The sequence below is a fragment of the Leifsonia sp. fls2-241-R2A-40a genome (assembly GCF_030209575.1).
Taxonomy (GTDB): Bacteria; Actinomycetota; Actinomycetes; order Actinomycetales; family Microbacteriaceae; genus Leifsonia.
This window is the reverse complement of sequence record NZ_JARVRS010000001.1, coordinates 1,143,447-1,156,343: the sequence shown is the minus strand read 5'-3', so window position 1 is coordinate 1,156,343 and position 12,897 is coordinate 1,143,447. Positions and strand designations below refer to the sequence as shown.

The 12,897-nt window shown below is 69.2% G+C and carries 13 protein-coding genes; 8 read left to right on the top strand and 5 right to left on the bottom strand.

What is annotated here, in order from left to right; translation table 11 throughout:
• The first annotated feature begins 4 nt into the window (after positions 1–4).
• The 4 genes from QRN40_RS05790 to QRN40_RS05775 all read left to right on the top strand — a co-directional run bounded on the left by QRN40_RS05790 (position 5) and on the right by QRN40_RS05775 (position 3,482).
• Positions 5–979, top strand: a complete 975-nt coding sequence (locus QRN40_RS05790) for a carbohydrate ABC transporter permease (RefSeq protein ID WP_285114565.1) — start codon at positions 5–7, stop codon at positions 977–979.
• Positions 976–1,842, top strand: a complete 867-nt coding sequence (locus QRN40_RS05785) for a carbohydrate ABC transporter permease (protein ID WP_285114564.1) — start codon at positions 976–978, stop codon at positions 1,840–1,842. The genes QRN40_RS05790 and QRN40_RS05785 overlap by 4 nt, the downstream gene beginning before the upstream one ends.
• A gap of 68 nt (positions 1,843–1,910) precedes the next feature.
• Positions 1,911–3,059 carry an ROK family transcriptional regulator gene (locus QRN40_RS05780; RefSeq protein ID WP_285114563.1) on the top strand — a complete coding sequence of 383 codons (1,149 nt, stop codon included), beginning with the start codon at positions 1,911–1,913 and terminating at the stop codon, positions 3,057–3,059.
• Between the two features lie 51 nt (positions 3,060–3,110).
• A complete protein-coding gene (locus QRN40_RS05775; RefSeq protein WP_285114561.1) occupies positions 3,111–3,482 on the top strand; it encodes a hypothetical protein in 372 nt (123 codons plus the stop codon).
• On the opposite strand, the gene QRN40_RS05770 is transcribed toward QRN40_RS05775, so the two are convergent.
• Positions 3,442–3,726: a GNAT family N-acetyltransferase gene (locus QRN40_RS05770; protein ID WP_285114560.1), complete on the bottom strand. Its 285-nt coding sequence runs from the start codon at positions 3,724–3,726 to the stop codon at positions 3,442–3,444. The genes QRN40_RS05775 and QRN40_RS05770 overlap by 41 nt on opposite strands.
• 105 nt (positions 3,727–3,831) lie before the next feature.
• Between QRN40_RS05770 and wecB the strand changes: the two genes are divergently transcribed.
• The 3 genes from wecB to QRN40_RS05755 all read left to right on the top strand — a co-directional run bounded on the left by wecB (position 3,832) and on the right by QRN40_RS05755 (position 6,916).
• Positions 3,832–4,998: a non-hydrolyzing UDP-N-acetylglucosamine 2-epimerase gene (wecB, locus tag QRN40_RS05765; RefSeq protein WP_285114558.1), complete on the top strand. Its 1,167-nt coding sequence runs from the start codon at positions 3,832–3,834 to the stop codon at positions 4,996–4,998.
• Between the two features lie 91 nt (positions 4,999–5,089).
• Entirely contained in the window at positions 5,090–5,650 is a 561-nt protein-coding gene (locus QRN40_RS05760; RefSeq protein WP_285114557.1) for an RNA polymerase sigma factor, read from the top strand.
• A gap of 147 nt (positions 5,651–5,797) precedes the next feature.
• Complete coding sequence (locus tag QRN40_RS05755) at positions 5,798–6,916, top strand: S1C family serine protease (RefSeq protein WP_285114556.1); 1,119 nt, start codon at positions 5,798–5,800, stop codon at positions 6,914–6,916.
• Between the two features lie 6 nt (positions 6,917–6,922).
• Here the strand turns inward: QRN40_RS05755 and QRN40_RS05750 are convergent, their stop codons facing one another.
• The 4 genes from QRN40_RS05750 to QRN40_RS05735 form a co-directional block, all read right to left on the bottom strand.
• On the bottom strand, positions 6,923–7,204 hold the full coding sequence (locus tag QRN40_RS05750; protein ID WP_285114555.1) for a hypothetical protein: 282 nt from the start codon (positions 7,202–7,204) through the stop codon (positions 6,923–6,925).
• A 200-nt stretch (positions 7,205–7,404) separates the two neighbouring features.
• The gene (locus QRN40_RS05745) at positions 7,405–9,381 is read right to left on the bottom strand and encodes a sigma-70 family RNA polymerase sigma factor (protein WP_285114554.1); all 1,977 of its coding nucleotides are present in this window, start codon (positions 9,379–9,381) and stop codon (positions 7,405–7,407) included.
• Positions 9,382–9,530: 149 nt separating this feature from the next.
• The gene (locus QRN40_RS05740) at positions 9,531–10,232 is read right to left on the bottom strand and encodes a M23 family metallopeptidase (protein WP_285114553.1); all 702 of its coding nucleotides are present in this window, start codon (positions 10,230–10,232) and stop codon (positions 9,531–9,533) included.
• A gap of 90 nt (positions 10,233–10,322) precedes the next feature.
• The gene (locus QRN40_RS05735) at positions 10,323–11,000 is read right to left on the bottom strand and encodes a phosphatase PAP2 family protein (RefSeq protein WP_285114552.1); all 678 of its coding nucleotides are present in this window, start codon (positions 10,998–11,000) and stop codon (positions 10,323–10,325) included.
• 215 nt (positions 11,001–11,215) lie between these two features.
• Here QRN40_RS05735 and QRN40_RS05730 point away from each other — a divergent pair, with 215 nt between their 5' ends.
• The gene (locus tag QRN40_RS05730; RefSeq protein ID WP_502878933.1) at positions 11,216–12,895 is read left to right on the top strand and encodes an MDR family MFS transporter; all 1,680 of its coding nucleotides are present in this window, start codon (positions 11,216–11,218) and stop codon (positions 12,893–12,895) included.
• The last annotated feature ends 2 nt before the right edge of the window (positions 12,896–12,897 follow it).

The following is a 12,897-nucleotide window of genomic DNA, read 5'->3' as shown; positions in this document are numbered from 1 at the left end:
CTCCATGACCCGTCTGGCACCGACCACACCGAAGCAAGGGGCTCCCGCCCCGACGCCGGCGGCCCCCTCGCGGGGCCGCCAGCGCCGGGGCGCGCTGGCCGGACGCGACAACCGCGCCGGACTGGCGATGGTCCTCCCGACGACGATCATCATCCTCGCGATCGTCATCGTCCCGGTGATCTGGAACCTCATCCTCGCGTTCCAGGACACCGACTTCACGAGCATCGCCGAGAACGGGCTGCTCAACTCGTTCACCCTGAACAACTTCGTCGAGGTCTTCACCGACCCCGGTTTCTGGTCCTCGCTGTGGACCACCATCGTCTACTCGGTGTTCTCGACCGCGGGGTCGATCGCCGTCGGCCTGATCGCCGCGCTCGCCTTCCGCGCCCCCTTCCGCGGCCGGGGCGTCGCCCGGTCGCTCATGCTGCTCCCGTACGTCGCCCCCGTGGTCGCCGTCACCTTCGTGTGGCAGATCATGCTGAACTCGCAGTTCGGCATCGTGAACACGCTCGGCAAGGAGTGGTTCGGCTGGGAGCACCCGATCGACTTCCTCGGCAAGGCTCCGTACGCGCTGATCACCGTGATCTTCTTCGAGATCTGGCGCTACTTCCCGTTCGCCTTCCTCTTCATCACGGCTCGCCTGGTGGCGTTGCCGCGCGATGTGGAGGAGGCCGCCCTCGTCGACGGCGTCACCCCGTGGCAGAACTTCCGCCATATCGTGTTCCCGCAGCTGCTGCCGGTCATCTCCCTGCTGTCCGTGCTCCGCCTGATCATGACGTTCAACAAATTCGACGACGTCTACCTGCTGACGGGAGGCGCCGCCGGCACCGAGGTCTCGGCGGTCCGCGTCTACGACACCCTCATCGGCAGCTTCGACATCGGGGGCGCCGCGGCGAATGCGTTCGTGCTCTCCGCGATCCTGGGCGTCTTCCTGTTCGTCTACGTCAAATTCTTCGCCGGAAAGGGGGACGACCAGTGAGCCGGATCGTGGTGCAGAAGCGCACCTTCGGAGCCCTGCGCTGGGTCGTGATCGCCGTACTGATCGTCGCGACCGTCTTCCCCTTCTATTACATGGTCGAACTGAGCCTCGTGCCGATCGAGCAGGTGCTGCTGCACCCCGAACGGCTGTGGGTGCCGCTGCAGAACCTCACGCTGCAGACGTACGCCGAGGTGCTCAAGCCGCAGGAGCAGGGCGGCCAGGGCTTCGCCCAGTTCATGCTGAACTCGGCGCTCGTCGCCATCGCCGCCGTCATCATCACTCTGATCGTGGCCATCCCCGGCTCGTACGCGGTCTCGCGACTGAAGTTCTTCGGCCGCCGGCAGATAAGCTCGCTTTTCCTGGCGGTCTACCTGTTCCCGACGATCATCATTGCGATCCCCCTGTTCGTCGGGTTCTCGGCGCTCGGCATCCGGGAGTCGCTGGCCTCGCTGGTGATCGTGTACATCGCGCAGACCATTCCGGTCTCCATCCACATGCTCCGGTCGTACCTGCAGTCCATACCGGAGAGCGTCGAGGAGGCCGCGATGGTCGACGGCGCCGGGCGGTTCCGCATCCTGTTGCGCATCACCGTGCCGCTCGCCATGCCGTCGATCGTGTCGACCGGTCTCTACGTGTTCATGATCGCGTGGAACGAGTTCCTGTTCGCGCTGCTCTTCCTCGCCGCGGACCGCGACCTGTGGACGGTTTCGCTCGGCCTCTCGCAGCTGTCGAACGGCATCGAGGTGTCGAAGACCGTGCTGATGGCCGGATCGGTGCTGTTGACCATCCCGATCATCGTCCTCTACGGTCTCGCGGAGCGCTCGCTCACCGATGGCCTCACGAGTGGGGCGGACAAGGGGTGACCGACGACTCCGGCCGACCTCGTACGATGGGGAGGCGAACGTGGGTCCCCCCGGAGGAAAGGCGGCCGATGAGCTCTGGGCCGGGAGATGTGCTGCAACTGATCCGCCGCTCCGAGGCTACGACGCGCCGCGATATCCAGCAGGTCACCGGGTTGTCGCGCGTCACGGTGGCCCAGCGGGTCGATGCCCTGATGGATGCCGGCCTCGTCACCGAGGTCGCCGGAGGCGGCGGGGCGACCGGCGGCCGTCGCCCCGATCGACTCGCCTTCCACTCGTCGCGCTCGCTCCTGGCGGTGGCGGCGGTCGACACCGCGCACTCGCGGACGGCGCTCACCGACCTGAGCGGGCGCATCCTCGCGACGGACACCGTCGACGTCGCGATCGTCGACGGCCCGAAGACGGTCCTGGATGCGCTGGCCGCGTCCATGCGCGGTCTCATCGCCTCGTCGGCAGGCGATCGCACCGTCGTCGGGTCGGGGATCTCGGTGCCCGGACCGGTCGACCCGAAGACCCGGCGACCGGCGCAGCCGCCGATCATGCCCGGCTGGGACGGCTACCCGATCGCCGACCACCTGAGCGACGAGCTCCCGGTGCCGACGTTCGTGGAGAACGACGCCGACGCGATGGCGTTCGGCGAGCAGTCCACGAACTTCGGCGACAGCAATGCCGTCTGCCTGGTCAAGGTCTCGACCGGTATCGGGTCCGGGCTCGTCATCAACGGGTCCGTGTACCACGGCATCGACGGCGGAGCGGGCGACATCGGTCACATCCGCCTCGCCGGCGAGGACGCCATCTGCCAGTGCGGCTCGCGCGGCTGCCTTGCCGCCGTGGCCAGCGGTCGTGCGGTCGCGATGACGCTGGCCGAGCGCGGATTCCCGGCCGCCTCCGGTCGCGACGTCCGCCGGCTGATCCAGGCGGGAAACGTCGAGGCGCTGGCGCTGACCCACGAGGCCGGACGCCGGATCGGCGAGGTCATGGCGACGGTGGTCTCCATGATCAACCCGGGCGTCCTCGTCGTCAGCGGCGACCTCGCCTCCAGCGAGCTGCTCGGCGGGCTGCGCGAGACGCTCTACCCGCGCTCGCTTCCCCGGGCGACCCGCAACCTCGACATCCGCCTGGGCGCGCTGGGCGAGGACTCCGGTCTGGTCGGGATGGCGCGGATCGTCACCGACGCGCTCTACTCGGCCGAGGCGATCAACCACCAGTTCGCGGTCTGAGAACCGGCGGTCCTTCAGGAAGCCCACAGCTCCTCCGGTACCCTGGACGGCGTGAATTGGTGGGTCGTGGGGATCGTGGCGGCATTCGTCGGGCTTATCGTGCTCGCGGTCAAGCTCGGCTGGATCGACCTCTCCAACAAGGCGCAGAGGGGCTCCGGCACCATGAGCGGCGCCATCGGCGGCTCGTTCGACGAGGTCTTCGCGCCGACCCGCCACGAGGCCCAGCAGGAGCTGGACCGGCAGACGCTCCTCCCCGCGCCCGCGCCGCTGCCCGGCGATAAGGGCGACGCTGCCTGGGAGGGTGGCAAGATCACGCTCGACCTCGGACCGGCGGGTCACGGCCAGCGCGCTCCGGGCCGGGAGCCCTCGGAAGGCGGGCGTGCTACCGCTGCTGCAGCTCCGCGTAGTCGGGATGCTCGCTGAGCCAGCTCCGAACGTAGGGGCAGGTCGCGATGACCCGCAGCTCGGAGTTGTCGCGAACGTCGTCGAGCGCCGCCTTCACCAGGGTGGACGCCATCCCCTTCTCGCGCTTCTCCTCGTCCACCTCGGTGTGGGTGAAGACGATGGCGCCGTCGCGCAGCTGGTACTCCGCCACTCCGATGGCCTCGCCGTCCTGTAGGAGGGCATAGCGGGACTGATCGGGCTGGTTCTCGACGGTCAGAGTCATGACGCCACGCTACCCCGGGCCGATCACGCGTCAGATTGGCGCGGTTCGCTCCGTCTCTAGGTACGAGGGCGCAGTCAGCGCCCTCGCGACGAGAGGAGACATCCCGTGCTCACGATCATGCCCGTCTACGGAACGCGCCCCGAGGCCATCAAGATGGCGCCGGTGGTCCGAGCATTGCGCGAGTCCCCGCACTTCACGCCGACGGTGGTCCTCACCGGGCAGCACCGGGAGATCCTCGACCAGGTCAACGGCGTCTTCGACGTGACGGCGGACGCCGACCTCGGCATCATGACTGCCGGGCAGACGCTGCACGACATCACGGTGCGGACGATGACGGGTCTCCAGGCCCTCCTCGACGAGCACGCGCCCGATGCCGTCATGGTGCAGGGGGACACGACCTCGGCGATGGCCGCGGCGCTCGCGGCCTTCGAGCGCAAGATCCCGGTCATCCACGTCGAAGCCGGCCTGCGGAGCGGCGACCTCTTCGACCCGTTCCCGGAAGAGGCGAACCGCCGCATCGTCGGCCAGATCGCCAGCCTGCACCTGGCGCCCACACAGCACGCTCGGCGCAACCTGCTCGCCTCCGCGGTTCCGGAGGAGCGGATCGCCGTGACCGGCAACACGGTCATCGACGCGCTCCACCTCATGCTCGGCCGCGAGCCGGAGTTCACCGACCCGGCGCTCGCCGAGACCGTCTCCGGCGACCGTCCGATGGTGCTCATCACGGCGCACCGCCGCGAGAACCACGGGGAGCCGATGCAGCGCATCGGTGCGGCCGTCCGTGTGCTCTCCGCGCGCTTCCCGGACCACGTCTTCGTGCTCCCCGCGCACCCGAACCCGGCGGTGCGGGAGCACCTGCTGTCGGCGCTCGGCACGGCGCACAACATCCTGGTCACCGCTCCGGTCGCCTTCCCCGAGATGGTGCACCTGATGGACCGCGCGACGCTCATCCTCACCGACTCCGGCGGCGTGCAGGAGGAGGCGCCCGCCCTCGGCACGCCGGTGCTCGTCCTGCGCGACACGACCGAGCGTCCGGAGGCGGTGCTCGCGGGCACCTCACGGCTGGTGGGGACGCGCGTGGAGGCCATCGTCGAGGAGTCGGCGCACCTGCTGACCGACCCGGTACGACACGCGCGGATGGCCCAGGCGGCCAGCCCCTTCGGCGATGGCGCCGCCGCCCAGCGGACCGTCGCTGCGCTCGCGGCGATGTTCGGGAAGGGCGATCGTCTGCCCGACTTCGCGCCGGCCTCCGACTCGGTAGTGACTGCGTAGTTCCCCGGTTCTGGAGGCGCGGACACGGCATCGAGTCTGGGGTCATCGGATCGGGAGACACCCCATCCGCCACCCCGACCGAGGAGGCATGATGACCACCGCGAACAACGTCCGTCCCACCGACCTGGAGCTGCTCGAGCGCGTCCGTCAGGGCGAGCACGCGGTGTTCGGAGAGCTGTGGCACCGCTACCAGGGCTGGGCCCACCACGTCGCCCGCTCGACCACCTCGCGCTACGACGCGCAGGACATCGTCCAGGAAGCCTTCGCGAAAGTGCTGAGCTCGCTGCGCAACGGAAACGGTCCGATGCTCGGATTCGCGCACTACCTCCGCACCGCCATCCGCAACGTCGCAGCGACCTGGGGTGCCCGTGACTCGCGTGCGACCGTCGTCCCCTTCAACGAGGACACTGCGGTGGGCAGCTACGAGTTCGAGGTCACCGACCTCGGAGAACTCGAGAAGCCGTTCCGCAGCCTGCCGGCGCGGTGGCAGCGCGTCCTCATCCTCACCTCCCTGCAGGACCTCCCGATGGCCGCGGTGGCCGCCGACCTCGGCATGACCGTCGGAGCAGCCACCGCCCTCGCGGCACGCGCCCGCCGGGGGCTGCGGCTGGCCCTCGCCCGGAATTGCGACGAGTTCGTCCTCGCCGCCTGATCGTCCGCCCCGAAGGGCACGCGTACACGCCGTGTCCTTCGGGTGCGCGGTCATCCGTCAGCGGTGCAGCGCCGCCGGCCAAACTGTCTAGCCAAGGCTGCGTGACCACGCTCACCATTTCGTCAACGAAGTCGAAGGGGGCGCGACATGACGTCATCGTGCGACGACCACGCGCATCGTTCACGACGGTTCCCGGTCTGGGCGATCGTCCTCCTGGCGATCCTGGCTGCGGTGATCCTGCTGGGAGCGGGAACGCTCGGCGGCCTGGCGATCCGAACGGCGGGGACGATCGGCGGGATGATGCCGTCCCGCATCGCCTCGGTGCCGTCTCAATCCGTCTGCGACGCCGAGACAGTCGCCCGCGACGTCCTTCCCACGATCGTGACGATCGGCGTGACCTCGGCCGACGGATCGGGAGGCACCGGTAGCGGCGAGATCATCACCTCCGACGGCTACATCCTCACCAACAACCATGTGATCGCGCCGGCGGCCGAAGGCGCCGACATCGTCGTCCTCTACAACGACGGGTCGACACACCCCGCCAAGTTGATCGGGCGTTCGGAGCGCGCGGACATCGCGGTGATCAAGGTGGACGCGTCCGGGCTTCCCACCATCGAACAGGGCGACTCGACGACTCTGAAGGTCGGCCAACCGGTCGTTGCGCTGGGCGCGCCTCTCGGACTCTCCAGCACGGTCACGACGGGTGTGGTGAGCGCCCTGGGACGTACCGTGCCGGTGCAGGGCGACGGTGACCGTAACGCGGTGCTCGCCGACGCCATCCAGACCGACGCCTCCATCAACCCGGGCAACTCCGGGGGCGCGCTGGTCGATTGCGAGGGACGGCTCGTCGGCGTGAACTCCGCCATCGCGACGGTGCCCAGCGCAAGCGGGGTCGCCGGTGGTGGCAGCGTCGGAATCGGCTTCGCGGTGCCTGAGGCGGTCGCGAGCCCGATCGCGAAGCAGATCATCGATACGGGCAAAGTGACCTATCCGACGTTCGGCATCGTGGTGAGCCCGATCCAGCCGGGGGAGGGCGGCAGTCAGCAGCCGGGCCTGTACGTCCAGGGTGTGACCCCCGGTGGCCCCGCCAAGCAGGCCGGTCTGCAGGCCGGCGACATCATCACGAAGGTGGACGGCAAGCCGGTCGGCAGTGTCGACGATCTGACCGCGATCCAGCTGACCAGCAAACCGGGGGACAAGGTGACAGTGACCTACGTGCGCGACGGCGCGACGAAGACCACGACCGTCACTCTCGGCAACGGGTGAGCGGAGTCAGGCGGGACGTTCGATGCCCGTGGCGACCTTGAACCGGTCGATGATGCGGTACGCGTCGCCCGAGCCGGACTCCTCGAGTCGGACCGTGTCGTAGACACGGAAGTCGAGCGTGCGCAGCTCGCTCAGGCGCTGCGCGCGTTCGTTGAGCAAGGCGGACCGAAGAGGCGAGGTCGGATCGCGGGGGATGAGCGGGGTGACGATCTCACCGCGCCAGCCGTCTGTGATGATGCTGACCAGCCGGGCGGCGTGTTCGCGCGGATTCCAGCCGGTCGCTCGCATCGCATCCTCTCGCTCGTCGGTCTGCTTGTCTGGGAAGGGCGGGTGATGGAGTGGCCCGGCCGGCTCGATACCCGACGGACGGCGGGCCACTCCATGGCGGAGACGCCCTTATCGAAGCGGCTCCAGGTAAGAGTGCGATGCCCGAATCGCGCTCTCACATGAATAGACGTCGGACGGGGCCCGACGATGACGCGCAGACGTCAATTGCTCTCGTTCCATTGCAGCCGGACCTGGTCCGCCGTCAACGCGTCGCTGTACACGGCGGCGAAGCCGAGGTCTCCGGCGAACTGGCGGCGCGTGGGTGTGTCCGGACCCCAGGCGGCGAGATTGTCGTAGCCGACGCGCCAGTAGCCGGAGAAGTCCTGCGCCTGCGTGACCGATGGGTCCTGTGCGACCCGCTCGCCGTCGACGTAGAGCGCCATGCCGGCCACGGAGAGCGTCGCCGTCGCCTGGTGCCAATTGCCGTCGGAGTAGCTCTCCGTCGACGCGATGGTGTGCACGGCTCCGGGGAACACGCCGAAGACCAGCCTTCCGTCGTCGGCGAGGAACAGGTGGCGGTCGAAGTAGAAGGACGTTCCCTGGGCGGCCGAGCCGAAACCGAGGAGCCGTCCACCGCCCGTCGTCGTCCGGAACCAGATCTGGATGCTGAATGCGTCGGTGGGAGCGCGCAGGACGCTGTCGGTCAACGACCATCCGGGCGTCCCCGGCGATCCGGCGTAGGCGGCGCTGTTGCCGTGGATGAAATCGGTGGCGGTCGTCGACCCCGGTGCGTCGTCGACGCGGTAGGCGAGCAGGGTGTCGGCGGGCGGGACCGTGCGGACCGCGGCCTCGCGGGCCTCCGCCATGGTGCGGGGGGAGGGTGTCGGCGAGGGTGTGGGCCCCGGTGTCGAGGTCGGGGCCGGTGTGGGTGTCGCCGACGGCGATGGCTCCGGCGGCGTTTCGGTCATGCCCGCCGGCGTGGTCGTGGACGGAGGCGTGTCACCGGCCGGCCGGCCGGCGCCGGTATCCGGCCAGACGTCCGATGGTGGGGGTGTGGACGGCGCGCGGGGCGAGTCGGCCGCAGGTGCGCGCCCGTCCTGCGGTTCGACGGACGGGCCGTCCTCAGGACCCGCCGGAGCGGAGAGCTCGCCGGTGGCGGGCTGCCGGGGTGCGTCGTCCGTGCCCGGCGGCACTGCAGCGGCATTCGCTGCCGACGCCGCCGGTTCGTTGGCTTGCGGAGCCCCGATGACGGCTCCTGCCGTCAGTGCGGCGGCCGCGACGACGGTGGCGGCCACCGCTCCCATTCCGATGTTGGAGCCCGTCGTCGCCGAGGTGAACAGGTGTCGCAGGTTGCCTGCCCGGCGTACGGCCACCCCGGCGCCGGGCAGTGTGGCGGCGACCGCCGTGCCGGCGCCGTTCCCCCACGCCGTGTACGACGCAGCGCCGGCCACGCCGAGGATGAGCGGGAGGATGCCGAGGGCGAGACGCGAGCCGACGCGGTCCGCTTCTTCCGCCGCAGCGGAGCACGGTTCGCAGTTCTCGAGGTGGTGCATCACCTTGCGGTGCTCGACCCGGGAGAGCTTGCCGCGGACGAAGGAGCCGAGCTTCTTGAGTGTCCAGCTGTGGGCGGGATTGTCGGTACCCGCCTCGGCGAGATGTGCGTTGATCCACGCCTGCCGCAGCCCTTCGCGCGCCCGGACGGCCAGCGCCGAGACGGCATTCGGCGTGAGGCCGAGGAGCGGCGCCACGTCGCGCGGCGCCATGTCTTCGACCTCGGTGTACCAGAGCACTTCCTGCCAGCTGTCGGGGAGCGCGTAGAAGGCGCGCGCGACGGTCTCCTGATCGATCCGGCCGAGGGCGGTGAGCTCGCTGTACGTCCAGTCTTCGATGCCATCGGGGTCTTCGATGTTGGGAGTCGTCTTGCGGCGCGACCAGTCGATGGCGACGTTGCGGATCGTCGTCGCGAGATACGAGCGGAAGCCCGACCGGGGGCCTTTGCCCTTCTCGACCGCTTTGAGGATGCGCGCGAACGCCTCCGAGGCGAGGTCGTCCGGGTCGAACCGGCTGGTCACGGAGGCGGCCATCGCGCGCGCAGCCTGCCAGTGGCGCTTCCAGAGCACGCCGTAGGCGAGGGTGTCGCCCTCGCGGGAGCGGTCCAGCAGATCGGTGTCGGAGACGTCGTCGAGTTCACGGGTCATAAGGTCGGGTCCTTACGGGCGGTTCGGGCGTGTGTAGTTGATGACGCAGCCGATTCGCGATCGTGACGCGACGATCCACAGGTTTTTTCGAGAGCGCGCATGACCGCAGAGACCCAGGTCGTGGGCAGGTGCTGACGCCGGGCGCCGGATCACCCGGCCGGTGCGGTGAACCGCTCGAGCCAGGGCAGCGGATCGATCGCCTCGCCGCCCGGAATCAGAACCTCGAAGTGCAGGTGCGGTCCGGTGGAGACGCCGGTGCTTCCGACCGCGCCGATCTGCTGACCTGCTGCCACGACCGTGCCCACCTCGACGAGCGCGGAACCGTCGAGGAGGTGGCAGGAGCGGGTGCTCACCGAGCCGACGTCCTCACCGTGCTGGATGATCACCTCGACGCCGCATCCACCCTGGTCGATGGGCACGACGTGGGTCACGATCCCCGAAGCGGCCGCGAGTACCGGTGTCCCTGCGGCCGCTCCGAAGTCGATGCCGCGGTGGTTGCTCGACGCTCCGGCCGTCGGCGCCTCGCGCGGGCCGAATCCATCGGTGATCGCTGCGCCGCGGTCGACGGGCCAGACGGCGGCGGGCGGCGCGGGGGCCGGGGGCTCGGCCGCGTCGGGCTCGGGGGCCCCTGCGGGTGCGGACTCGTCCGGCTGTGCGCCCGGCTCGGGCTCGGCCGGATCCTGCGCGTGCACTGCCGGCGGGAGGTCGCGAAGCTCCGCGCGCGTGTCCGGAACCACCCGCAGGGCCGAGGACAGCGACGTCGTCGGCTGGGCTGCCTCGGCGCCGGCGACGTCGGTGGCGGCGACCAGCAGGAGGGCGGCGAGGACGGTGGTGGAGACGCGGCGGAGCATGGGGTCCTTCTCGGGGTCTGACGCCCGTGGGCGTTCGTGGATCGGTGATTCCACGATCCGGCCCCGGCCCCGCGCGGCGGGACCGTCGGACTACCGAGAGACTGCGTATCCCTTTCGGCGACCTCGTGTCGCGACGTTCCAGAGACCGGCGATCAGCAGGGCACCGGCGACGCCGTTGAGCGCGCCGCCGACAACATCCGTGCCGTAGTGGACGCCGACGTACAGCCGCGACCACGAGACGGCGAGGACGAACAGTGCCCCGATGACGAGCACGACGGTGCGGGCGCGGACGGTGGCGCACACCGTCGCCAGCGCCGTGACGAGGGCAGCGGCGAACACCACATGGCCGCTCGGATAGCTCAGGGTCGCGGGAGAGATGCGGAGCAGATGGGTCAGACCGTCGGTGGAGGGGCGCGGCTGCGCCACCACGGTCTTCACGACCAGCGTCGTGAGCCATCCCGCGCCGGTCGCGACGCACACGCCGAGCGCGCGACGCCATCCCACGACGAACAGCAGCACGACGAAGACGGCTGCCAGGACGACCGCGACGACCACCGGGTGGTCGAGGCGGTCGAGCACGAGGGCGAGGTCGTCCAGCACGGGAGCGTTCACGCGGTTGACCGCCGCATCCAGTCCCGCAAGGCGCAGGGCTGGGAGGGTCTTCGCGGCGAAGCCGAGGGCGACCGTGAGCGCGAAGAGGACGACGGTCCAGACGATCCAGTGGGCGGGGACGCGCAGCGTCCAGGAGCGCTGTCGACGAGCATGCATCCCTCGAGGCTAGGGAATGCGCGACGCCGCTCCCTGAGCGTCGACCCGCTCCGCTACGAGGACGTTCAGCCAACGGGCATAGACGGAAATATTGCAGGACTGCAGAACGTTAGTTGACTATGGTCATCTATTTAGATATGGTTGATCGTCGTCAACCAATTGTGTGAAGGATTCGCATGTCAACCACTCTCTCCAGGGATGGAGCACCGGCAGTGATGTCGCACCGGCAGGTGCTCGAATCCCTTTCCGGGCTGCTGCTCGGGATGTTCGTCTCGATCCTCGCGGGCACGGTCGTGTCGACCTCGATGCCGCGGATCATCTCCGAGCTGCACGGCGACCAGACCGCCTACACGTGGGTCGTCACCAGCACGCTGCTCGCCACCACGGTCTCCACCCCGATCTGGGGCAAGCTCGCCGACCTGCTCAACCGCAAGCTGCTCATCCAGCTCGCCCTCGTCATCTTCGTCGCGGGCTCTGCGCTCGCCGGCTTCTCGGCCGACACCAACATGCTGATCGGATTCCGCGTCATCCAGGGCCTCGGCGCAGGCGGACTGACCGCCCTGAGCCAGATCATCATGGCCGACATCATCAGCCCGCGCGAGCGCGGCCGGTACATGGGCCTCTTCGGCGGCATCATGGCGGTCGGCACGGTCGGCGGCCCGCTGGTCGGCGGTCTGCTCACCGACTCCATCGGATGGCGCTGGAACTTCTTCGTCGGCGTCCCCGTCGCGATCGTCGCGATCTTCCTGCTGCAGGTCACACTCCGCCTCCCCAAGCGCCCCGCACGCAAGGTCCGCATCGACTACCTCGGTGCGATCTTCCTCGCCGCCGGCGTCTCGCTCCTGCTGATCTGGGTCTCTCTGGCCGGTAAGAACTTCGACTGGGTCAGCCCGGAGTCGTTCTGGATGGTGGGCGGCGCGATCGCCCTGATCATCGCGACGATCGTCACAGAGCTCGTCGTGAAGGAGCCGATCATCCCGCTCGGGATGTTCAAGAACCGCACCTTCACCCTCGCGGTCATCGCCTCCATCTCGGTCGGGGTCGCGATGTTCGGAACCTCCGTCTTCCTCGGCCAGTACATGCAGCTGGCTCGCGGTGCGACGCCGACAGAGTCGGGTCTGCTGACGCTGCCGATGATCCTCGGTCTGCTGCTGTCCTCGATGATCGTGGGCAACCTGATCAGCCGGTTCGGCAAGTGGAAGGCCTTCATGGTCGTCGGCTCCGTGCTGCTGACCGTCGGTCTGTACCTCATGAGCACGATCGAGTACGACACGAACTACTGGCTGGTCTCGGTGTACATGCTGATCCTCGGCGCCGGTGTCGGCATGGTGATGCAGAACCTCGTGCTCATCGTGCAGAACACGGTGCGGCCGGAGCAGCTCGGCGCGGCGAGCTCGAACGTCGCGTTCTTCCGCAGCCTGGGCGGCACCATCGGCGTCTCGGTGATGGGCTCCATCCTCGGCACGGCGGTGACGAACGGGATGGCGGACCGCAAGGACGACCTGATGGCCGCTGTCGCGAAGCTCGGCGCGAAGGGCGTCGAGGCGGCGAAGTCGCTGCAGAGCGGCACGCTGCCCGAGGTCAATTCGCTGCCCCTCCCGATCCGCACGATCGTGGAGTCGGTGTACGGCCAGTCCGTCGCGGACATCTTCCTCGTCGCTGTGCCGCTCGCCATCATCACGATCGTCGCCATCCTCTTCCTCCCGAACATCAAGCTCGGCAGCAAGACCGCCATCGAGCGGATGCAGGAGGAGAACGGCGAGACGCCGCTCGAGGCCGCGGAGGAGAACGCGCTCGGCGTCGCAGAGGCGCTCATCGGCGCTCCCGTGACCGGCTCGGTGGCGGCGGTCCGGCCATCGGAGGAGGACGACCTCTCCGCTGTGAAGGGCCGCTAGCG

What these genes read in the sequence shown, in the direction of transcription:
- QRN40_RS05760 (WP_285114557.1), top strand. Translation starts at nt 5,090, where the DNA reads ATGACCACCGCGAACAACGTCCGTCCCACCGACCTGGAGCTGCTCGAG.
- QRN40_RS05770 (WP_285114560.1), bottom strand. Translation starts at nt 3,726, where the DNA reads ATGACTCTGACCGTCGAGAACCAGCCCGATCAGTCCCGCTATGCCCTC.
- QRN40_RS05745 (WP_285114554.1), bottom strand. Translation starts at nt 9,381, where the DNA reads ATGACCCGTGAACTCGACGACGTCTCCGACACCGATCTGCTGGACCGC.
- QRN40_RS05790 (WP_285114565.1), top strand. Translation starts at nt 5, where the DNA reads ATGACCCGTCTGGCACCGACCACACCGAAGCAAGGGGCTCCCGCCCCG.
- QRN40_RS05780 (WP_285114563.1), top strand. Translation starts at nt 1,911, where the DNA reads ATGAGCTCTGGGCCGGGAGATGTGCTGCAACTGATCCGCCGCTCCGAG.
- QRN40_RS05740 (WP_285114553.1), bottom strand. Translation starts at nt 10,232, where the DNA reads ATGCTCCGCCGCGTCTCCACCACCGTCCTCGCCGCCCTCCTGCTGGTC.
- QRN40_RS05730 (WP_502878933.1), top strand. Translation starts at nt 11,216, where the DNA reads ATGTCGCACCGGCAGGTGCTCGAATCCCTTTCCGGGCTGCTGCTCGGG.
- QRN40_RS05735 (WP_285114552.1), bottom strand. Translation starts at nt 11,000, where the DNA reads ATGCATGCTCGTCGACAGCGCTCCTGGACGCTGCGCGTCCCCGCCCAC.
- QRN40_RS05750 (WP_285114555.1), bottom strand. Translation starts at nt 7,204, where the DNA reads ATGCGAGCGACCGGCTGGAATCCGCGCGAACACGCCGCCCGGCTGGTC.
- QRN40_RS05755 (WP_285114556.1), top strand. Translation starts at nt 5,798, where the DNA reads ATGACGTCATCGTGCGACGACCACGCGCATCGTTCACGACGGTTCCCG.